General features: G+C 61.3%; 22 protein-coding genes and 1 pseudogene. 16 read left to right on the forward strand and 7 right to left on the reverse strand.

Annotated elements, in window-relative coordinates; all coding sequences use genetic code 11:
- Positions 1 to 23 precede the first annotated feature (23 nt).
- The 6 genes from ACD590_RS09040 (at position 24) to ACD590_RS09065 (ending at position 3,281) form a co-directional block, all read left to right on the forward strand.
- Positions 24 to 278 (forward strand): GlsB/YeaQ/YmgE family stress response membrane protein, encoded by a 255-nt coding sequence (locus ACD590_RS09040; protein ID WP_003539329.1) that lies wholly within the window; start codon positions 24 to 26, stop codon positions 276 to 278.
- Between the two features lie 20 nt (positions 279 to 298).
- Positions 299 to 547 (forward strand): GlsB/YeaQ/YmgE family stress response membrane protein, encoded by a 249-nt coding sequence (locus ACD590_RS09045; RefSeq protein ID WP_012757333.1) that lies wholly within the window; start codon positions 299 to 301, stop codon positions 545 to 547.
- A 46-nt stretch (positions 548 to 593) separates the two neighbouring features.
- Positions 594 to 1,565 (forward strand): lipoyl synthase, encoded by a 972-nt coding sequence (gene lipA, locus ACD590_RS09050; protein ID WP_247265551.1) that lies wholly within the window; start codon positions 594 to 596, stop codon positions 1,563 to 1,565.
- A gap of 68 nt (positions 1,566 to 1,633) precedes the next feature.
- Complete coding sequence (locus ACD590_RS09055; RefSeq protein WP_247265550.1) at positions 1,634 to 2,182, forward strand: AAA family ATPase; 549 nt, start codon at positions 1,634 to 1,636, stop codon at positions 2,180 to 2,182.
- A gap of 40 nt (positions 2,183 to 2,222) precedes the next feature.
- Positions 2,223 to 2,819, forward strand: coding sequence for an AAA family ATPase (locus ACD590_RS09060; RefSeq protein WP_113542273.1), 597 nt, complete (start codon positions 2,223 to 2,225; stop codon positions 2,817 to 2,819).
- Positions 2,820 to 2,828: 9 nt separating this feature from the next.
- Entirely contained in the window at positions 2,829 to 3,281 is a 453-nt protein-coding gene (locus ACD590_RS09065; protein ID WP_003559123.1) for a type II toxin-antitoxin system RatA family toxin, read from the forward strand.
- Between the two features lie 14 nt (positions 3,282 to 3,295).
- Here ACD590_RS09065 and ACD590_RS09070 read toward each other — a convergent pair whose 3' ends face one another.
- The gene (locus ACD590_RS09070; RefSeq protein ID WP_197728257.1) at positions 3,296 to 3,799 is read right to left on the reverse strand and encodes a CinA family protein; all 504 of its coding nucleotides are present in this window, start codon (positions 3,797 to 3,799) and stop codon (positions 3,296 to 3,298) included.
- Positions 3,796 to 5,013, reverse strand: a complete 1,218-nt coding sequence (locus ACD590_RS09075) for a bifunctional 2-C-methyl-D-erythritol 4-phosphate cytidylyltransferase/2-C-methyl-D-erythritol 2,4-cyclodiphosphate synthase (protein ID WP_439002449.1) — start codon at positions 5,011 to 5,013, stop codon at positions 3,796 to 3,798. The genes ACD590_RS09070 and ACD590_RS09075 overlap by 4 nt, the downstream gene beginning before the upstream one ends.
- Before the next feature lie 145 nt (positions 5,014 to 5,158).
- On the opposite strand from ACD590_RS09075, the gene dusB reads away from it, so the two are divergent.
- Genes dusB through ntrC form a run of 3 tightly spaced genes read left to right on the forward strand, consistent with a single transcriptional unit; the run spans position 5,159 to position 8,774 of the window.
- A complete protein-coding gene (gene dusB / locus ACD590_RS09080) occupies positions 5,159 to 6,175 on the forward strand; it encodes a tRNA dihydrouridine synthase DusB (protein WP_439002450.1) in 1,017 nt (338 codons plus the stop codon).
- Positions 6,172 to 7,326 carry a two-component system sensor histidine kinase NtrB gene (locus ACD590_RS09085; protein ID WP_018241914.1) on the forward strand — a complete coding sequence of 385 codons (1,155 nt, stop codon included), beginning with the start codon at positions 6,172 to 6,174 and terminating at the stop codon, positions 7,324 to 7,326. Before dusB ends, ACD590_RS09085 begins: the two co-directional genes overlap by 4 nt.
- Positions 7,323 to 8,774 (forward strand): nitrogen regulation protein NR(I), encoded by a 1,452-nt coding sequence (gene ntrC, locus ACD590_RS09090; protein ID WP_017964172.1) that lies wholly within the window; start codon positions 7,323 to 7,325, stop codon positions 8,772 to 8,774. Before ACD590_RS09085 ends, ntrC begins: the two co-directional genes overlap by 4 nt.
- A gap of 148 nt (positions 8,775 to 8,922) precedes the next feature.
- Here the strand turns inward: ntrC and ACD590_RS09095 are convergent, their stop codons facing one another.
- The 3 genes from ACD590_RS09095 to ACD590_RS09105 all read right to left on the reverse strand — a co-directional run bounded on the left by ACD590_RS09095 (position 8,923) and on the right by ACD590_RS09105 (position 10,899).
- Positions 8,923 to 9,279, reverse strand: a complete 357-nt coding sequence (locus ACD590_RS09095) for a TraR/DksA family transcriptional regulator (protein ID WP_018241915.1) — start codon at positions 9,277 to 9,279, stop codon at positions 8,923 to 8,925.
- A 204-nt stretch (positions 9,280 to 9,483) separates the two neighbouring features.
- Positions 9,484 to 10,317, reverse strand: a complete 834-nt coding sequence (locus ACD590_RS09100) for a universal stress protein (protein ID WP_245498939.1) — start codon at positions 10,315 to 10,317, stop codon at positions 9,484 to 9,486.
- A gap of 198 nt (positions 10,318 to 10,515) precedes the next feature.
- Positions 10,516 to 10,899, reverse strand: coding sequence for an EF-hand domain-containing protein (locus ACD590_RS09105; RefSeq protein ID WP_245484464.1), 384 nt, complete (start codon positions 10,897 to 10,899; stop codon positions 10,516 to 10,518).
- A 78-nt stretch (positions 10,900 to 10,977) separates the two neighbouring features.
- Here ACD590_RS09105 and ACD590_RS09110 point away from each other — a divergent pair.
- The 7 genes and pseudogenes from ACD590_RS09110 to hflX form a co-directional block, all read left to right on the forward strand.
- Positions 10,978 to 11,183, forward strand: a pseudogene (locus ACD590_RS09110) (nitrogen regulation protein NR(I)); the annotation flags it as partial.
- 606 nt (positions 11,184 to 11,789) lie between these two features.
- The gene (locus tag ACD590_RS09115) at positions 11,790 to 12,779 is read left to right on the forward strand and encodes a potassium channel beta subunit family protein (protein WP_018241919.1); all 990 of its coding nucleotides are present in this window, start codon (positions 11,790 to 11,792) and stop codon (positions 12,777 to 12,779) included.
- Between the two features lie 331 nt (positions 12,780 to 13,110).
- On the forward strand, positions 13,111 to 15,381 hold the full coding sequence (locus tag ACD590_RS09120; RefSeq protein WP_439002451.1) for an ATP-binding protein: 2,271 nt from the start codon (positions 13,111 to 13,113) through the stop codon (positions 15,379 to 15,381).
- On the forward strand, positions 15,371 to 16,735 hold the full coding sequence (ntrX, locus tag ACD590_RS09125; RefSeq protein WP_018241921.1) for a nitrogen assimilation response regulator NtrX: 1,365 nt from the start codon (positions 15,371 to 15,373) through the stop codon (positions 16,733 to 16,735). Before ACD590_RS09120 ends, ntrX begins: the two co-directional genes overlap by 11 nt.
- 66 nt (positions 16,736 to 16,801) lie before the next feature.
- Positions 16,802 to 17,665 (forward strand): D-amino-acid transaminase, encoded by an 864-nt coding sequence (locus ACD590_RS09130; RefSeq protein ID WP_183620192.1) that lies wholly within the window; start codon positions 16,802 to 16,804, stop codon positions 17,663 to 17,665.
- A 112-nt stretch (positions 17,666 to 17,777) separates the two neighbouring features.
- Positions 17,778 to 18,020 carry an RNA chaperone Hfq gene (gene hfq, locus ACD590_RS09135; protein ID WP_003539403.1) on the forward strand — a complete coding sequence of 81 codons (243 nt, stop codon included), beginning with the start codon at positions 17,778 to 17,780 and terminating at the stop codon, positions 18,018 to 18,020.
- Between the two features lie 77 nt (positions 18,021 to 18,097).
- Entirely contained in the window at positions 18,098 to 19,423 is a 1,326-nt protein-coding gene (gene hflX, locus ACD590_RS09140; protein WP_018241923.1) for a GTPase HflX, read from the forward strand.
- 31 nt (positions 19,424 to 19,454) lie between these two features.
- Here hflX and mazG read toward each other — a convergent pair whose 3' ends face one another.
- Positions 19,455 to 20,300 carry a nucleoside triphosphate pyrophosphohydrolase gene (gene mazG / locus ACD590_RS09145; protein WP_439002452.1) on the reverse strand — a complete coding sequence of 282 codons (846 nt, stop codon included), beginning with the start codon at positions 20,298 to 20,300 and terminating at the stop codon, positions 19,455 to 19,457.
- Between the two features lie 51 nt (positions 20,301 to 20,351).
- On the reverse strand, positions 20,352 to 20,939 hold the full coding sequence (locus ACD590_RS09150) for a deaminase (RefSeq protein ID WP_183620188.1): 588 nt from the start codon (positions 20,937 to 20,939) through the stop codon (positions 20,352 to 20,354).
- Positions 20,940 to 20,965 lie beyond the last annotated feature (26 nt).

Consider the following 20,965-nt stretch of genomic DNA (forward strand, 5'->3'; position numbering starts at 1 on the left):
GGAAAAAACGAAAGGAAATCATCATGTCTATGGAGACGCAGGCGTTGCTGGTATTTTTGCTGATCGGCCTGGTTGCAGGCTTCCTCGCAAGCCTGGTCGTCGGTGGCGGCGGGCTGATAAGATGCCTGCTGAGCGGCATCATCGGCGCCTTCGTCGGCGGTTATCTGTTCAGCGCGCTCGGTATTTCGCTGGGCATTGAAAACGCGCTGGTGGTGCAGATCATCCACGCCACCGTCGGCGCCATCATCGTGGTTCTGATCGCAAGGGCGGTCGCTTGAGGCGTAACTGAGGGCAGGGCATGGAAAGCGTCGGTTGGATTTCGGCAATCATCATCGGTGGGCTTGCGGGCTGGCTCGCCGGCAAGCTGATGGAAGCGCGATACGGGATTTTTCTGAACATCGTGCTCGGCATCGTCGGTTCGGTCGTCGCAAGCGCCGTCCTCGCGCAATTCCATGTCGAGGTGGTCGGCGGACGGCTCGGTTATTTCGTGACGGGTTTCCTCGGAGCCTGCCTGTTGATATTCCTTGCGCGGCTGGTGCGGCGCTAGATCCGATCGATTTGCCGCATAGGGGCGGTAGAAAGCTGAAACTGCAATGGTGACGATCCTCGATACGATCAATCGCGACGCCAAGCGCGTGCGGCATCCCGAGAAGGCGCATCGGCCTGATACGGAAGTCATGCGCAAGCCGGACTGGATTCGCGTCAAGGCGCCGACCTCCAAGGGTTATGCCGAAACGCGCGCGATCGTGAAGGAGCACAAGCTCGTCACAGTCTGCGAGGAGGCCGGCTGCCCGAATATCGGCGAGTGCTGGGACAAGAAGCACGCGACCTTCATGATCATGGGCGAGATCTGTACCCGCGCCTGTGCCTTCTGCAACGTCGCCACCGGCAAGCCGAATGCGCTCGACATGGCCGAGCCGGAGAATGTCGCCAAGGCGGTCAAGGAGATGGGCCTATCCCACGTCGTCATCACCTCGGTCGACCGTGACGACCTGGAGGACGGCGGCGCCGAACACTTCGAAAAGGTGATCTGGGCAATCCGTGCCGCCTCGCCGATGACGACGATCGAGATCCTGACGCCGGACTTCCTGAAGAAGCCGGGTGCGCTGGAACGCGTCGTCGCCGCCAAGCCCGACGTCTTCAACCACAATATGGAAACAGTGCCCGGCAACTATCTGACGGTTCGCCCCGGCGCCCGCTACTTCCATTCTGTCCGCCTGCTGCAGCGGGTGAAGGAACTCGATCCCACCATGTTCACCAAATCGGGCATCATGGTCGGTCTTGGCGAAGAGCGAAACGAAGTCCTCCAGCTGATGGATGATCTGCGCACAGCCGATGTCGACTTCCTGACGATCGGCCAGTACCTGCAGCCGACGCGCAAGCACCACAAGGTCGAAAGCTTCGTCACCCCCGACGAGTTCAAGTCTTATGAGACCGTCGCCTACAGCAAGGGCTTCCTGATGGTCGCCTCCAGCCCGCTGACCCGCTCCTCCCACCATGCCGGCGACGACTTTGCCCGGCTGAGAGCGGCGCGCGAGAAGAAGCTGCTGATGGCAGCCGAGTAACATCTGGTACTTGCTTTTTGATTGAACCGCGGCGATTTTCGCCGCGGTTTTTCTTTGGGAGGCCGACGATGAACATCACCTCCGGAGTGAAATCGACGCTGGTCGAAGCCGACCGTATCCTGGTGATCGGCTGCCCCGGCGGCGGCAAGAGCACACTCGCAACGCGGCTTTCGCGAGCGCTCGACCTCAACTACATCTCCATGGCCCGCGATTTCTACTGGCTACCGGGCTGGCGAAAGAGGCCGCGCGACGAGATCGACCGCCGGATAGCCGAGGCGGTGGCGGAACAACGCTGGATCATTGATGGAACCGGCCTCAGCTCCTTCCATCTTCGCCTGCCGCGCGCGGACCTCGTCATCTGGCTTCGGCTGCCCAGATATGCATGCCTCTACGGCGCCCTATCGAGAGCGTTCCGCTACTTTGGGCGCAACCGCCCCGAACTGCCTGCCGGCTGCCCGGAACGCCTCTCGCTGGACGCGCTTGCCTATATCTGGAATTTCGAACGGCATGCCGCACCTCTGATCGAGGCAGCACTTCGCGATCACGGGCTTTTCAATTCCACCATCATCTTAAGATCGCGCAAGGCAGCTAACCGGTTCGCCGCTCTTAGCGCTTGAGTCGCGCCGGCGAAACGCACGTTTGGCTCGAGGGAGTTGCATGATGGATCAGAGAGTAGACTTGCCGCCGCGTCAGCAGATCACCGATCTTAAACAAGCTGCTGAGCATATTCGCACAGCCCGCCGCATCCTCGTCATGGGTTGCTCGGGCGGCGGCAAATCCACGCTATCGCTGAAGATTGCCAAGCGCTTCGGGCTTTCCTACATTTCGCTCGATCGCGACGTATTTTGGCTTCCCGGCTGGGTGGTGCGCGACAGAGTCGAGCAGAGAAATATCATCGCCAGCCGGATCCTCGAAGAACGTTGGATCATGGACGGCACGAACCCATCCTCCCTGGACATTCGGCTGCCGCGCTCCGATTTCGTCATCTGGGTCCGCATGCCGCGGCTTCTCTGTATCTGGGGCGCAATCAGCCGGTGGGCGAAATGGATCGGCCGCACTCGCCCCGAAATGGCGCGGGGCTGTATCGAGAAGGTCGATTGGGAATTCCTCCGCTTCATCTGGACCTTCGAGGAGAAATTTGCGCCGCGCCTCGTCGCCGGCATCGCCGCACATGGCCCTGACGTGCCGGTTCTTCAGCTAAAATCCCGCCGCCAGATGCGCGAGCTTCTTGATCTTCTCGGCCGGCCCGATTAATTGCCGCCTATGCCGCAATTCGAAACGCACCGTCCCGTCCCGCATACGCCCGAGCAGATGTTCGACCTCGTCGCCGATGTCGAGCGCTATCCGGAATTCCTGCCGCTCTGCGAAGCGCTGGCCATCAGGAGCCGCAAGGAGCGCGACGGCAAGATCCTGCTCGTCGCCGACATGACGGTCGGCTATAAGGCGATCCGCGAGACCTTCACGACGCAGGTGCTGCTGAACCGGGCCGAGCACGTCATCGAGGTCAAGTATATCGATGGCCCGTTCAAATATCTCGACAATCGCTGGCACTTCGCCGAGACGCCCTCCGGCGGCTGCACCGTCGATTTCTTTATCGACTACGAGTTCAAGAGCCGCATTCTCGGCGCGTTGATGGGTTCGATGTTCGACCGCGCCTTCCGCATGTTCACCGAGGCCTTCGAGACCAGGGCAAACAGGATCTACACGCCGGCTTGATGAGCGAACCCGCGTCAGGCAGCAAGGAGCGAGCGCACCATCTCCAGCGCCGTCCTGATCGTCGCCAGCCGAACCTCGCTGCGGCCGATATCGCCATAGAGCATTTTCCGATGGATGAGCGCGCCGGCGCGCGATTTGGCGGCGAGATGCACGAGGCCGACCGGTTTTTCCGCCGATCCGCCGCCAGGGCCAGCAATACCGGTGACAGCAACGGCGATCTCGGCGCGTGAACGGAAGAGGGCGCCATGCACCATCTGTTGCGCCGTTTCCTCGGAGACGGCCCCGAAACGCAGCAGCGTTTCCGCCTGTACGCCGAGCATCTCCATCTTTGCGGTATTCGTATAGGTGACGAAGCCGCGGTCGACGACGGCTGATGAACCCGATATCTCCGTCAGCGCCCCGGCAATCAGTCCGCCGGTGCAGGATTCGGCTGTGGAGAACATCAGCCCCGCAGCCGTGAAGTCACGGATGATCGCCTCCGCCATCGAAATTATATCCTGAGGAAAAAGGCTCATCATTTCCTTCCGCGATAGACGACGGTGGCAGTCGCGATCGCCGCGATGCCTTCGCGCCGGCCGACGAAGCCGATCGTCTCGTTGGTCGTCGCCTTGACCGAGCAACGCTCGATATCGATGCCGAGATAATCCGACAGTTTCGCGCGCATGGCCTCGCGATGCGGGCCGACCTTCGGCGCCTCGGCGATCAGCGAGACGTCGGCATTCATGATCGTGCCGCCGCGCTCGCGCACGATCCGGGCGGCATGCTGGATGAAGATCCGCGAGGCCGCCCCTTTCCATTGCGGGTCGGACGGCGGGAAATGATCGCCGATATCGCCGGCGCCGCAGGTGGCGAGCAGCGCGTCCGTCAGCGCATGCAGCGCGACGTCGGCATCCGAGTGACCTTTCAGCTTCTGATCATGCGGAATGAACACGCCGCAGAGTGTCACGCCATCGCCGGCTACGAGCTGGTGCACGTCGTAGCCGTTGCCGGTGCGCACGTCTGGAAGCAGCGAAGTCGACAGCTTGTCGTCGGCCATGGCGATATCGTTCCTGACCGTCAGCTTGACGTTGTCGGCCGTGCCCTCGACGATCGTCACCGGAATGCCCAGCCATTCGGCGATCGAGGCATCGTCGGTGAAATCGCTTCGTCCGCTCGCCGCCGCCTTCTCATGCGCCTCGAGGATCGTTTCGAAGGCGAAGGATTGCGGCGTCTGCGCCGCGTAGAGATGCTCGCGTGAAACCGTCGTCAGCACGGTGCCGGCGCTGTCGGCGCGTTTCAGCGTATCGGTGACCGGGATTGCCGGCAGGACCGCCTGCGCGCCGGCGTCAAGGCTCTCGGCAATGCGGTCCAGAAGCACATGGTCGAAGAACGGCCGAACGGCATCATGGATCAGCACATGGCTGATTTGCTTGTCCTTGAGGTATCTGAGGCCGGCAAGCACGGATTGCTGCCGGGTGGCGCCACCATGCACCGTTTCGATCGGCGTTGCCGAGATGATGTGGCGGAAGGCTCTTGCAAACAGCGCCTCGTCATCGGGATGAATGACGACGACGATCTGCTTTGCTGCTTCCCATGTCATGAAGTTTTCAAGCGTATGCACGATAACCGGCTTGCCGCCGATCATGCGATACTGCTTGGGGCCCTCCGTGGAGGATCCCGCGCGCTCGCCGCGGCCGGCGGCCACGATGACAATTCCAGCCGATATCGGTTGCTTAGAAGGCATTTGCAGCATAAATCCCCTAAAATATGCGGAATTGACCCGAGTGCTCTAACGTCTTGCTTTGGCCTTTTCCAGCATCTGCCCGAAAAATATCAATTCCCATCCCAGCCCCCTTGGCAAGCTAGGGAATAATGGCTAAAAATAATGCAGTTCTATTGTGTGCCCGAAAGATAATCAATTGATTTCCAAGGACCTCGCAGCGCCTTTCCGAATCGGACCCGTGTCCGTGCGGAACCGCGTTGTGCTGGCGCCGATGTCCGGCGTCACGGATATGCCCTTCCGCGAGCTTGCGTGGCGCTTCGGCGCCGGCCTCGTCGTCACCGAAATGGTGGCGAGCCGCGAACTGGTCAATGACACGGCCGAGTCCTGGTCGCGGCTGCGGGCTGCGGGCTTCCGGCCGCATATGGTGCAGCTTGCCGGGCGCGAGGCGCACTGGATGGCCGAGGCTGCCAAGATCGCCGCCGATCATGGCGCCGATATCATCGACATCAATATGGGCTGTCCGGCAAAGAAGGTGATCGGCGGTTATTCCGGCTCGGCGCTGATGCGCGATCCCGATCATGCGCTCGGCCTCATCGAGGCGACGGTCAAGGCCGTCGACATTCCGGTAACGCTGAAGATGCGCCTCGGTTGGGACGAGAATTCGATTAACGCGCCTGACATCGCGCGTCGCGCCGAGGCCGCCGGCATCCAGCTTGTGACCATTCACGGGCGCACCCGCATGCAATTCTATGAAGGCCGGGCCGATTGGGACGCGATACGCGCCGTCCGCGACGTAATCTCAATCCCGCTGATCGCCAATGGCGATGTCGAAACCGCAGGCGACGCGCAGGAAATGTTGCGCCGCTCCGGCGCCGATGCCGTGATGATCGGCAGGGGCTGCCAGGGCAGGCCGTGGCATGCCGGCGTCATATCAGGTGCGCCTCCACCGCAATCCCTGAAGATCGCCGAGCTCGCCGTCGAGCATTACCGCATGATGCTGGATTTCTACGGCGAAGCGGTGGCGATCCGCCACGCCCGCAAGCACCTTGGCTGGTATCTCCAGCGTTTCGCGCCTGATCTGTCAGGCGCGGAAAAGGCGGAGATTATGACCTCGCGCGACCCGCGCGAGGTGGCCGCGCGCCTCTACGATGCGCTTGCGGCGAGTATTGTCGACAGCCGGGAGGCGGCATGACAAAGGATATGACATCTCCGTCCGATCACGCTGGCGGGACCGTCGCCATGGCCGTGCTGAACGCCATCCAGAACCCCGTCATCATGGTCGACGAATCCGGCTTTGTCGTTTTCGCCAATTGGGAGGCGGAGGCCTTCTTCGGCGCCAGCGCCTCGCATCTGGCCCGTTACCGTATCTCGACCTTCATTCCCTTCGGCAGCCCGCTGCTCGCCTTGATCGACCAGGTGCGTGAGCGCAAGGCGCCGGTCAACGAATATCGCGTCGACCTGAGTTCGCCCCGTCTCGGCCAGGACAAGCTCGTCGATCTCTATGTCGCCCCGGTGCTTAGCGAGCCCGGCGCCGTCGTCATCGTTTTTCAGGAACGCTCGATGGCCGACAAGATCGACCGGCAGCTGACACATCGCGCCGCCGCCCGCTCGGTGACCGGCCTTGCCTCGATGCTGGCGCATGAGATCAAGAACCCGCTCTCCGGCATACGCGGCGCCGCCCAGCTGCTTGAGCAGTCTGCGATCGATGACGATCGGGCGCTGACCCGGCTGATCTGCGACGAGACCGATCGCATTGTCTCGCTGGTCGACCGTATGGAAGTCTTTTCCGACGAACGCCCCGTCGACCGCATGCCGGTCAATATCCATTCCGTGCTCGATCACGTGAAGGCCGTCGCCAAGGCAGGTTTTGCCCGCAACATCCGAGTTACCGAAAGTTATGACCCGTCGCTGCCGGCCGTTTATGCCAATCGCGATCAACTCGTCCAGGTCTTCCTCAATCTGGTGAAGAACGCCGCCGAAGCGGTCGGCGATCGGCCGGACGGCGAGATCATGCTGACGACGGCCTATCGCCCGGGCATCCGTCTTTCGGTCGCCGGCACGCGCGAAAAGATCTCGCTGCCGCTGGAATTCTGCGTCCATGACAACGGTCCCGGCGTTCCCGCCGATCTGGTGCCGCATCTCTTCGATCCCTTCATCACCACCAAGCCGAACGGCAGCGGCCTCGGCCTGGCGCTGGTCGCCAAGATCATCGGCGATCACGGCGGCATCATTGAATGCGACAGCCAGAACAGCCGCACGACATTCCGCGTTCTCATGCCGGCGTCGAAGGACGCCTCGCTCGAGGACGCCTCTATAGCAAGCTCGACAGGACCTTCTCGATGACAGCCACGATCCTCGTTGCAGATGATGATGCGGCCATCCGGACCGTGCTCAACCAGGCTTTGAGCCGCGCCGGCTATGACGTTCGCATCACCTCCAACGCCGCTACCCTCTGGCGCTGGATTTCGGCAGGCGAGGGCGATCTGGTCGTCACCGATGTGGTGATGCCCGACGAGAACGCCTTCGATCTGCTGCCGCGCATCAAGAAGGCGCGGCCCGACCTGCCCGTTCTCGTCATGAGCGCTCAGAACACCTTCATGACCGCCATCAAGGCCTCGGAGAAGGGGGCTTACGACTATCTGCCGAAGCCTTTCGATCTCACCGAGCTGATCGGCATCATCGGCCGGGCGCTTGCCGAGCCGAAGCGCAAGCCTGCCAAGCTTGAAGACGACATGCAGGACGGCATGCCGCTGGTCGGCCGGTCGGCGGCGATGCAGGAAATCTACCGTGTGCTCGCCCGCCTGATGCAGACGGACCTGACGCTGATGATCACCGGCGAATCCGGCACCGGCAAGGAGCTTGTCGCCCGCGCGCTGCACGACTACGGCAAGCGCCGCAACGGCCCGTTCGTCGCAATCAACATGGCGGCGATCCCACGTGATCTGATCGAATCCGAACTCTTCGGCCACGAGAAGGGCGCCTTCACCGGCGCGCAGACCCGCTCGACCGGCCGCTTCGAGCAGGCCGAGGGCGGCACCCTCTTCCTCGACGAGATCGGCGACATGCCGATGGACGCCCAGACACGGCTTCTGCGCGTCCTGCAGCAGGGCGAATACACCACCGTCGGCGGCCGCACGCCGATCCGCACCGATGTGCGCATCGTTGCCGCCACCAACAAGGACTTGAAGCAGGCGATCAACCAGGGCCTCTTCCGCGAGGATCTCTATTACCGCCTCAATGTCGTGCCGCTACGCCTGCCGCCGCTGCGCGACCGCGCCGAGGATATTCCCGACCTGGTGCGCCATTTCATCCAGCAGGCCGAAAAGGAAGGCCTCGGCTCCAAGCGCTTCGATCAGGAAGCGCTGGAACTGATGAAGGCCTATGCCTGGCCGGGCAACGTCCGCGAGCTGGAAAACCTCATCCGCCGTCTGATGGCGCTCTATCCGCAGGATGTGATCACCCGCGAGATCATCGACGCGGAACTGCGCTCCGACGTGCCCGACAGCCCGATCGACAAGGGGCCGATCCGCAGCGGCTCGATGACGATCGCGCAAGCCGTCGAAGAGAACATGCGCAGCTACTTCGCAGGCTTCGGTGACAATCTGCCGCCGCCCGGCCTCTATGATCGTGTGCTGACCGAAATGGAATATCCGCTGATCCTCGCCGCACTGACGGCGACGCGCGGCAACCAGATCAAGGCCGCCGATCTTCTCGGTCTCAACCGCAACACCTTGCGCAAGAAGATCAGGGAACTTGGCGTCTCGGTCTACAGAAGCTCCCGCACCGCCTGAGCGTGTTGGGCTTGCACGGTGCTGCGGAGGGATGTCGGACGCGCATCCTCCCGGTCGCGATGACGCTCATGAATGGCTCATCAGCGCACGCGCCGGCTGGGCTGGCCCGATATCAGATAGTGCTTCATGAGCATGGTGACCTTGCAACTCAGGCTTCAAACGACTGAGCGCAAGACTGACAGAAAGGTGTGTGGGGGACGGCGTCAAGCCTCTTCTCGCCGATCGGCTTGCTGCATTTCACACATGTGCCAAAAGTTCCGGCTTCAATCCGGTCCAACGCCGCTTGGACGGCGAGGAGCTCCTTTTGTCCAGCTTCGCCGAGTTCTTCCAGGACTTCATCGTTATTTCGCTCTGTGGCACGATCATCATCGTCAGGATTCCGAGGTTCTTCGAAATCATTCTCGATCGCTTGCAGGCGGGTTTCTAGCTCGCGCCGGCGTTGCTCAAGGATCGCCTTGTGCTTTTCGATATACTGCCTCGTTTGCGAGGAGGACTGCTTCTGCATGATCGCTCTCCAGCCGGCCTATGTTCGTGACCGACACCTTGTTTTGCGGGGAATTTCGTCCCTGACGGGAAGTAGCTTTCGGTCCGCGAGTGTCCAGGCTTCCTTGTCCGAAGAGCCAACTTGCAGTATACCGCTTTACATTGGCTTCGCCCACGGCCGTGACTCGGGCAGAAGAAGGTCACAGACCCATGCGGGCAGTTTCCTTCAATGTGACATGAGCACCGGCAGCAGAGGCTTTTCCAAGACGCCATCGGTTGCTCCGCCCAGGACGAAATCTCGCAACCTCGAGTGTCCAAATCCTCCCATGACCAGCATATCGGCGCTCAGTTCCAGTGCTGTTTGTTGAATGCTCTGACCGGTCGATGACGAAGTAAAGCGAGTGACCGTTGCGCTTGCATTGACGCCGCTCGAAACCAAGATCTCAGCGAGATGCGCCCCGGTTGTCTCCGGCAGCGGCTTTTCGCCCGTCAGAGATAGGACCGAAACCCGTTTGGCCTTGTGAATGAATGGGTTTGCATCGCTGACGGCCCGAGCGGCGGCTCGACTTCCGTCCCAGGCGATGACCAGATGGTCGATTGGGCCCGCAAGGGTCTTGTTGGGAAAGATGATGGCTGGCCGGCCGGATCCGAATATGACCGCTTCGGCGACAATACGGGTATCCGGAACGTCCGCGATACATTCGAGAATAGCCAGATCGAAGAACCTTGCTTCCGTGGCCACCGTCTCGTGCAATAGAGGCAAGGTGGTTTTGACCGTTCGACAAGATAATTCAACCATGGCGTTCGCTGCGAGGTTGGTCGCCGCGGCAACCAGGGTTGCGGCGCGATCGCGGCTCAAAGTCTCGGCATGCTCGATCATCTGTGGAGTATCGAGCAGCAACGACGACCAGGCGTTGGGAATGTGCGGGATCTCGACCCTTAGCGCGCAGGCGTGAAGATTTGCACCGTAGTACCCAGCAAACGCTACAGCGTTCGAAATGATCAATCCGGAACTTGAATCGGGATATGTTGCCAGCGGGAGAAAATATTGTGCCGTCATGTCCTGCTCCATCTCTCGCGGACTGTCACGATTGCAATCTATTCCATTCGTCGCAAGTCGGCATTGATGTAACGCAATTGCCGGCGCTCCGGCTTCTCTGGTCTTGGCACGGCGCCGCGGAAGGCTGGCCCCGAAGGAGCATTGCACCTGGAGTTGGTGGTCGCTGCTCACATGGGGTGGCAAATGCCGAGGCGCCGGTCACATGTCCTGCATAAACGCCTGCATTTCTTCAGGTGTGACTTTGCCGTCATTGTTTGCGTCGACCGCGTCGAAGACGCGTTTGTGGATTGCGGTCAACTCTTCGAAAGAAATTGCGCCGTCCCCGTTGGTATCGGCGACGACGAACATGATCTTCATCATATGACCGCGCATTGGCCCCATCATGCGCATTCCTTCATTCATGTCCGATGACATCATGTTGCGGCTCATCATGCCGGGCATCATTTCCGATCCTTCGGCCGCGGGCTTAACCTCCGACTGAGCCGAGTCTGGACTTTTCGTCTGGGCGGACGCGATGCCCACGGCACCGACGCCACCGAGCAAGGCCAGCACAGTGATAGTTGGCAGTCTGAACATGGACATTCTGCATCTCCTCTTTGAGCCAGTATCCTCCATGACTATGGAGCTGCTTTTAGAGATACGACGAATGCCGGATTCAAGCGTTGCGTTGGATCAAACTGCCTGTGCTACTTCGCAGGCTTCGGGGACAATCTGCCGCCGCCCGGCCTCTATGATCGTGTGCTGACGGAAATGGAATATCCGCTGATCCTCGCCGCACTGATCTTCTCGGTCTCAACCGCAACACCTTGCGCAAGGAGATCAGGGAACTTGGCGTCTCGGTCTACAGAAGCTCCCGCACCGCCTGAGCTCGCTCGGGGGCGCGATAAAAAGAAGGCGGCGGGCCCTCATGTTTGCCCACCGCCCACCCCTCCCGGCGTCCGCCGCCACGGTCGGGAGGAGAGGTGAGCCTATCTGAGCCAGGTCGCGGTTTATATCCAAGCAGACAAACAAAGGTGCGGTGTCATTCAACAGTCACATAAGCATTTGTGAGGAGTGATTTGGCGCCAGGCGAATGTCATTGAAGTTGCTGCGGTCGTCGTCGCCATGCCTGTGGATAAGCTGTGGATATCCGGTGGACGACACGATCAACCAGCGGGCGATAACGTCGCAGATACCAATCGCATGTTGCCTATCCGTTCCGAATCTCATCATTCTGCGGTCGCTGCTATCGACCTCCGCCGCAAACGTCGTCGATCGCATGCCACGGGCGCTCCGACTGATGTCGTGGAGCGCCCTTTTCTTTACAGTCGGGCTGACGGGAACTGCGACATTGTGTTTTGGTCAACTTGCCGGGCTGAGCCTCGCATATCGTTGAGCATGCCATAGATTACGCGAATCGGTCGTCGATCAATCGGGCGACACCGACCCCGGTGACAGACCGGCACATATTCATAATTTACGGGAGTTGCATGATGGAATATCGACGTTTGGGAAAGTCGGGCCTGAAAGTGAGCGAGTTCTCCTTCGGCTCATGGGTCACGTTCGGCAAGCAGGTCAATGGAGGCGACGCCGTCGACCTCATGAAGCTTGCCTATGACAACGGGGTGAACTTCTTCGACAATGCCGAAGGATACGAGAGCGGTAAGTCCGAAATCGTGATGGGCGAGGCGCTCAGCAGGCTTGGCTGGAGCCGCGACAGCTTTGTCGTTTCCAGCAAGGTCTTCTGGGGAGGCCAGAAGCCGACGCAGCGCGGCCTGTCGCGCAAGCATGTGACCGACGCCTGCCACGCAGCGCTCAAGCGGCTTCAGGTCGACTACCTCGACCTTTACTTCTGCCACCGCCCGGATATCGACACGCCGATCGAGGAAACAGTCCGGGCGATGCACGATCTCGTTGCCCAGGGCAAGGTGCTCTATTGGGGCACGTCGGAATGGTCGGCGCAGCAATTGACAGAAGCCTACGCCGTTGCCCGGGACTTGCGCATCACGCCGCCGACCATGGAGCAGCCGCAGTACAACATCTTCGAACGCCAGAAGGTCGAGTCCGACTATCTGCCGCTCTATGACCTGATCGGCCTTGGCACCACGATCTGGTCACCGCTCGCCTCGGGCGTCCTGACCGGCAAGTACAATAACGGTGTGCCGGCCGACAGCCGTATGAACCTGCCGGGCTATGAATGGCTGAAGGAAAAGTGGTCGAGCGATGCCGGCCTGGCCCAGCTCAAACAAGTTGGCGAACTCGCAAAGCTCGCGGACGAGATCGGGATATCGATCACGCATCTCGCCCTTTTGTGGTGCCTTGCCAACCGGAACGTCTCGACCGTCATTCTTGGAGCCTCGCGCGCCAGCCAGTTGCAGGACAATCTCGCGGCCCTCTCACACCGAGAGAAGGTGACGTCTGACGTGCTGGACCGGATCGACACGATCGTCGGAAACAAGCCCGAAGGACCACGTCGGTTCTAAAGCATGTCGCGCAAAAGTGTGCAGCGGTTTTGCGCTAACGAACATGCGTCAAACAAAGACCTAAAGCGCGAGGAGCGATCTGAAAGATTGCGACGCGCTTCAGGTGAAACAACTTCCCTCGACGGGTCAGATTAAGGCTCGTCGAGGGAAGCACGGCTTGACAACGTGACGAGACGCGTTGCATTTTCGCCACAATGCGTTGCTTAAAGGTCACGCAAGGGTTTAGGTATTTCGCTCCCGATCGAGTCGTTGCGACGCTGGCTTTCTGAGCCGGCGTTGCTTGGTTTCGATTGATGGCGAGGGCGGCAGGTGCCGTCCGAAGAGAGGCCGAATGACGCAGGATGGGGTATCGCCGGCGGCGGCGGGCGAGACGGTGACGACGGTGACCGATCGCCGCGCCCTTTTTGCTGTGCCTGGCCTCGTGCTCGCCGGCGGCGCGCTTCTCTGCGCCACGGCCACGCTTTTCGTGCTGCTCGGCCTGACGCCGATCGCGCCGACGTCGCATGTCGTCATCACCTCGGTGATCGTCAATTCCTTCTTTGTCCTGACGCTGCTCGCCTTGATCGCTCGCGAGGTAGCAAGGCTGCTGAAGGCGCGCACCCGCGGCCGTGCCGCAGCCCGCCTGCATATCCGCATCGTCGTGCTCTTTTCGATCGTCGCGATCACGCCGGCGATCCTCGTCGCCATCTTTGCCAGTATCACGCTGAATGCCGGCCTTGACCGCTGGTTTGCCCTGCGCACCCAGTCGATCGTCAGCTCGTCGCGCAATATCGGCCAGGCCTACATGATGGAGAATGCCAGCTACCTGCAGGGGCAGACGGTCTCCATGGCCAACGACCTGGAGCGCAACCGCGCGCTCTACAGCCTCGACAGGACGGGCTTTGCAGACTTGATGACCCGCCAGGCGAGGGGCCGCGGCCTGCTTGGCGCCTTCCTCGTCGAGCGCGACGGCTCGGTGATCGTCCAGGCCGATATCGCCACCGAAAAGCCGCTGCCGGCCATTCCGCAGGACGCATTGGAAAAGGCCGCCGCCGGCCAGCCGACGCTGATCCCGCCCGGCGTTACCAATCTCGTCGGCGCTATCATCAAGCTCGATGCCATCCAGAGCACCTTTCTCTATACGGTGCGCGCCGTCGATCCCAAGGTCATGGGCGCCATGCGCATGATGGAGGAGAACGCCACCGAATACCGCTCGATGGAGGCCAACCGCTTCTCGCTGCAGATCGCTTTTGCCGTGCTCTACATCGGCTTCGCGCTGATCGTGCTCCTGGCGGCGATCTGGACTGCGATCGCCGTCGCCGACCGCATCGTCCGGCCGATCCGCCTGCTGATCACGGCGGCCGACAGCGTTGCTTCGGGCAATATGGATATCGTCGTGCCGGTGCATGCCGTCGACGGCGACGTCGCCAATCTCTCGCGCACCTTCAACAAGATGATCTCGGAAATCCGCACCCAGCGCGACGAGATCCTCGAGGCCAAGGACGAGGTCGACGACCGACGCCGTTTCATCGAAGCGGTGCTATCGGGCGTCACCGCCGCCGTCATCGGCGTCGAGCAGGACCGCCGCATCGCCATCGTCAACAGCTCGGCCGAGACGCTGATGTCACTGTCGGCCGACGAAATGCTCGGAAAGCAGTTGGTCGACATCGCGCCGGAGGTCGATCAGGTGCTGACCGAGGCGGCGGTGCGTTATCGCGGCGATTTCCGCAAGCAGATTGCGCTGGTGCGCGGCGGCACTGTGCGGACGCTGAGCGTGCAGGTCACCCGCGAGGAAGTGCGCGACATGAGCGAATCCTACGTGATCACGCTCGACGACATCACCGATCTCGTCATCGCCCAGCGTTCGACCGCCTGGGGTGACGTGGCAAGGCGCATCGCCCATGAGATCAAGAACCCGTTGACGCCGATCCAGCTTTCCGCCGAGCGCATCCAGCGCCGCTACGGCAAGCAGATCGATCCGGGCGACCGGACCGTCTTCGACCAGTGCACGGATACGATCATCCGCCAGGTTGGCGATATCGGCCGCATGGTCGATGAATTCTCCGCCTTTGCCCGCATGCCGAAGCCGACCAAGGAGCCGAGCGACCTGCGCAATATCCTGCGCGACGCGATCTTCTTGCGTGAGATGGGCAACCATCACGTCACCTTCGAACAGGATTTCGGCGACCAGCCGCTGGAGGGCCTGTTCGACAGCCGCATGCTCGGCCAGGCCTTCGGAAATCTCATCAAGAATGCTGTGGAATCGATCGAGGCGGTGCCGAGCGACGAGCGGGACGAACGCAAGATTCTCGTCCGCGCCGCACTCGATACCGGCCGCGACCGCTTCACCGTCGACGTGATCGACAATGGCCGCGGCCTCCCGGTGGAGAACCGCCACAGCATTCTGGAACCCTATATGACGATGCGCGAGAAGGGCACCGGCCTCGGCCTCGCCATCGTCAAGAAGATCATCGAGGAACATGGCGGGCAGCTCGAGCTGCATGATGCGCCCGCCGATTTTGACCGGGGAAGAGGGGCCATGATCCGCGTGCATCTGCCACGCCTGGATCCGACGCCTGCTGCCCCCGCAGCCAATGACAAGGAAAGCGTTTATGGCCTCTGATATTCTCGTCGTCGACGATGAGCATGATATTCGCGAGATCGTTTCCGGCATTCTCTCCGACGAAGGGCACGAGACGCGCACCGCCCATGACAGCGACAGCGCGCTGGCGGCAATTTCCGATCGCGTGCCGCGGCTGATCTTCCTCGATATCTGGATGCAGGGCAGCAAGCTCGATGGCCTGTCGCTACTCGACGAGATCAAGACCCGCCATCCGGAATTGCCGGTCGTGATGATATCAGGCCATGGCAACATCGAGACCGCCGTCTCGGCGATCAAGCGCGGCGCCTTCGATTTCATCGAGAAGCCTTTCAAGGCCGACCGGCTGATCCTGATCGCCGAACGCGCGCTGGAGAATTCCAAGCTGAAGCGCGAGGTTTCCGAGCTGAAGCGCCGCACCGGCGACGCACTGGAGCTGATCGGCACATCGGTCGCCGTTTCGCAGCTGCGCCAGACGATCGAGAAGGTGTCGCCGACCAACAGTCGCATCATGATTCTCGGCGCCTCTGGCTCCGGTAAGGAGCTGGTGGCGCGAATGATCCACAAGAAGTCGGCCCGCGCCAACGGCCCCTTCGTTGCGATCAACGCCGCCAACATCACGCCCGAACGCATGGAGGTGGCGCTGTTCGGCACCGAGGGCACGCCCGGCCAGGCGCGCAAGATTGGCGCGCTCGAGGAAGCCCATCGCGGCATCCTCTATCTCGACGAAGTCGGCGAAATGCCGCGCGAAACGCAGAACAAGATCCTCCGCGTCCTGGTCGATCAGCAGTTCGAGCGGGTCGGCGGTTCCAAGCGTGTCAAGGTCGATGTCCGCATCATCTCCTCGACCGCCTACAATCTCGAGAGCCGCATCGCCGAGGGCTGGTTCCGCGAGGATCTCTATCATCGCCTCGCCGTCGTGCCGGTGCGTGTGCCGGCATTGGCCGAACGGCGCGAGGACATTCCTTTCCTCGTCGATCAGCTGATGCGCCAGATATCAGAGCAGGCCGGCATCCGTCCGCGCCGCATCGGCGACGACGCCATGGCCGTGCTGCAGGCGCACGACTGGCCCGGCAACATCCGCCAGCTGCGCAACAATATCGAGCGACTGATGATCCTTGCCCGCACCGACGGCCCGGATGCGCCGATCACCGCCGACATGCTGCCGACCGATCTCGGCGACATGCTGCCGAAGGTGTCCGCCAAGAACGACTATCACATCATGACGCTGCCGCTGCGCGAAGCCCGCGAGATGTTCGAGAAGGATTATCTGATCGCCCAGATCAACCGCTTTGGCGGCAATATCTCTCGCACCGCGGAATTCGTCGGCATGGAGCGTTCGGCGCTGCACCGCAAGCTGAAGTCGCTCGGCGTCTGATTGTATCCGGCGCGGCCGAGGCCGCGCCGCCTCCTATATATTGCTTCCCGGAAGACCAGGTTTCCCATGCCGAGAATTGCCTATGTGAATGGCCGTTACGTCAAGCATTCCGATGCCAGCGTGCATATCGAGGATCGCGGCTACCAGTTTGCCGATGGCGTCTACGAGGTCTGCGAAGTGCGCCACGGCTATATCGTCGATCTCACGCGCCATCTGAACCGTCTCGACCGTTCGCTCGGTGAATTGCGCATCGCCTGGCCGATGAGCCGGGCGGCGCTGACGCAGGTCATTCGCGAGACGCTGCGCCGCAACCATGTCCGCAACGGGCTTTTCTACATGCAGGTGACGCGCGGCGTCGCCCGCCGCGATCATGTCTTCCCGGCCGAGGGAACGCCGCCCTCGCTGGTCATCACCGCCAAAAGCACCGATGCCAAGATCATCGCCGCCAAGAACGCCAACGGCATCAAGGCGATCACCCTTGTCGACAATCGCTGGGACCGCGTCGACATCAAGTCCGTCGGCTTGCTGCCGAATGCCATGGCCCGCCAGCAAGCCAAGGAGGCCGGCGCCCAGGAAGCGATCTATGTCGACGGCTACGGCATGGTGAAGGAAGGGGCGGCGACCAATGTCTGGATCGTCGATCCGGACGGAACGCTGGTGACGCGCCCGGCCGAACACGGCATTCTGCGCGGCATTACCCGCACCACTCTGATGGATGTCGCAGCCAAGTTGGGGTTGCAGATCGCCGAGCGGAGCTTCTCCGTTTCGGAGATGCTCGCAGCCCGCGAAGTCTTCCTCACTGCAGCCACAAGCATTTGTTTTCCAGTCGTTTCCGTCGATGGCCAGACCATTGCCAACGGCCATCCGGGCAGCGTTTCGCAGAAAGTTCGCGAAGCCTTTTTCGACGTTGCGGAAAAGATTGCGATTTGATACCAAGATTTGCTGGACAGGTGGAATGAGGATGCCACCGGTCTTCGCATGGTGAGGTTGATTGATATTCTACCGGCCAGATCAGGTCGGCAATAAAGAAAGAAGCGGCGCGATGGCGGAACGTTCTCAGAATCTTCAGGACTTATTTCTCAATACTGTTCGCAAGCAAAAGATTTCCCTGACAATCTTTCTGATCAACGGCGTGAAACTCACGGGCGTTGTTACGTCTTTTGACAATTTCTGTGTTCTTCTTCGCCGTGACGGCCATTCGCAGCTCGTGTATAAGCATGCGATCTCTACGATCATGCCGGGCCAGCCCATGCAGATGTTCGAGAGCGAAGAAGCAGCGTCCTAACAGGATCAGCCGTCATTTCGACACGCGATACCAAGAACGATTCGATCATCCCTGAGGCCGCCAAGCACAGGGACGATATGCGCGCGACTGTCGTTGTGCCGGTTCTGAAATCGCGCAGTCGCGGCGGCCAGAGCGAATCGGCCTCGACCCGCACGCCGGAAAGCCGGCTCGAAGAGGCGACGGGCCTTGCCCAGGCGATCGACCTCGATGTCGTCAATGGCCAGATCGTCCCGGTCAATGATCCAAGGCCGGCCACATTGCTCGGCACCGGCAAGATCGAGGAGATCAAGGCGCTGCTCGACGAGCGCGATTCCGGTCTCGTCATCGTCGATCATCCGTTGACGCCGGTGCAGCAGCGCAACCTGGAAAAGGAATGGAACGCCAAGGTCATCGACCGGACGGGCCTCATCCTCGAAATCTTCGGCCGCCGCGCCTCCACCAAGGAAGGCACGCTGCAGGTCGATCTCGCCCATCTGAATTATCAGAAGGGCCGTCTGGTGCGAAGCTGGACCCACCTTGAACGCCAGCGCGGCGGCGGCGGCTTCATGGGCGGCCCCGGCGAAACCCAGATCGAAGCCGACCGACGGATGCTGCAGGACCGCATCATCAAGCTCGAACGCGAGCTGGAGCAGGTCGTGCGCACCCGCCAGCTCCACCGCGCCAAACGCCGCAAGGTGCCGCACCCGATCGTGGCGCTCGTCGGTTATACCAATGCCGGCAAGTCGACGCTGTTCAACCGCATCACCGGCGCCGGCGTGCTGGCCGAAGACATGCTCTTTGCCACGCTCGACCCGACGCTTCGGCGCATGAAACTGCCCCACGGCCGCACCGTCATCCTGTCCGACACCGTCGGCTTCATCTCCGACCTGCCGACCCATCTGGTCGCCGCCTTCCGGGCGACGCTGGAAGAGGTGCTGGAAGCCGATCTCATCCTGCATGTCCGTGACATGTCCGATGCCGACAACCAGGCGCAGAGCTCCGACGTGATGCGCATCCTGAACGACCTCGGCATTGACGAGGCCGAAGCCGAAAAGCGCCTGATCGAGGTCTGGAACAAGATCGACCGGCTGGAGCCCGAGGTGCACGATGCCATGGTGCAGAAATCGGCCGGCGCCAGCAACGTGGTGGCGGTTTCAGCCGTCAGCGGCGAGGGCGTCGACACGCTGATGGAAGAGATCAGCCGCAGACTGTCAGGCGTGATGACCGTTGCAACGATCCGCCTTCCGGTCGACAAGCTGGCGCTGCTGCCATGGCTTTACGACCATGCGATCGTCGACGGCCGCGAGGATAATGAGGACGGCACGATCACCCTCGATCTGCGCCTGTCCGAAACCGAGGCGACCGAACTCGAGCGCCGCATCGGCAATGGACCGAAGTCTTCAAAGGAAGATTGGGAGCGGTAAGGCGTTCAAGGGGGATGTGGCAACGTTCCGCTCACTCCGCCCCCGACGTCACAGCCCGCTCGATCGCCTTCGCTGCCTGCCAGATTTCCTCCATCCGCTCCAGCGTCGCCTCTTCCAGCGTCTCACCTTCTGCTTCAAGAACATGTTCTATGTGACTGAAGCGACGTCGGAATTTCGTATTCGTTCCGCGCACTGCCTGTTCCGGATCGGCCTTGACGTGGCGGCCGATATTGACGACCGCGAAGATCAGGTCGCCGAGCTCGTCGCTGACCTTTGCCTGATCGCCTTCGCGAAGGGCTGCCCGCAATTCGCCGATCTCCTCCTCGATCTTGTCGAGGATCGGCTCCGGTGCTGACCAATCGAAGCCGACCTTGGCGGCGCGTTCCTGCAGTTTCAGGGCTTCCGTCAGGGCCGGGAAGCTGCGCTGCACCGAGCCGAGGAAGCCGCTGTTGATGTCCTCGGTGATGCCGCGCCGCGAGCGCCGTTCGGCGCGCTCGCGTTTCTCCGCCTGCTTGATCTCGTCCCATTGTATCTTCACCGCGTCCGGCGTATCCGCCGCCGAGCGGGCAAAGACGTGTGGATGGCGGCGGATCATCTTGGCGGTGATGGCGTTGACCACGTCGCCGAAGGAAAATTCACCGGCCTCCTCGGCCATGCGGGCGTGAAAGACCACCTGCAGCAGCAAGTCGCCCAGTTCGTCGCAGAGATCGTCCATATCGCCACGCTCGATCGCATCGGAGACCTCATAGGCCTCCTCGATCGTATAGGGCTTGATCGTCTCGAAACTCTGCACGATGTCCCAGGGGCAGCCGGTTTCGGGATGGCGCAGCGCCGCCATGATCTCGATCAGCCGCGAAATGTCTTTGGAAGGTTGCATGTTGCCTCGGTTCAGCAGGCTTCAGTTCGGTGGGCCCCAGTTCAGTGGCCCTCAGTTCAGAGGAATGTCGTTGGCGCTCTTCGACGACTGGTAGCTGGTCGACAGCGCGTCGTAGCGCGCCTTGATGCGGGCGGTCTGTGTCTTCAGCGCGTTTTTCTGGAGCGCGTCTTCGGTCTCGACGAGATCGGCGACGGCAAAGCTGTTCCAGAAGCCGTTTTGCCTGCGATAGCCGCCGGGTTCAAGTCCGAAGACCTCCTTGAGGATCTTCAGGTCGTGCGGAATGGCGAAGGCGTCGCGCGAATCCTCATGGCTGAAAAAATAGTAGAAATTGTCGAAGCCGGCCCAGGTGATCGCCGACATGCACATCGTGCAGGGTTCGTGCGTCGACAGGAAGATCAGATCCTTGGTCGGTGGCTTGTCGCCAAGCTCGTAGAAACGCTTCAGCGTATGCACCTCGCCGTGCCAGAGCGGGTTCTCCAGCTCGTTATTGGTCTCGGCGACGACAAGCGAAAGATCGGATTTCCGCAGGATCGCCGCACCGAACACCTTATTGCCAAGCGAAACGCCACGCTCCGTCAGCGGCAGGATATCGTCTTCCATCACCGAAAGCAGGCGGGAGGCAATGGTCTTATCAGGCATGAGGGCCCTCCAGTTTTCCTCAGTCT

The sequence above is a fragment of the Rhizobium sp. 862_C5_N1_2 genome (assembly GCF_051811205.1).
GTDB lineage: Bacteria > Pseudomonadota > Alphaproteobacteria > Rhizobiales > Rhizobiaceae > Rhizobium > Rhizobium leguminosarum.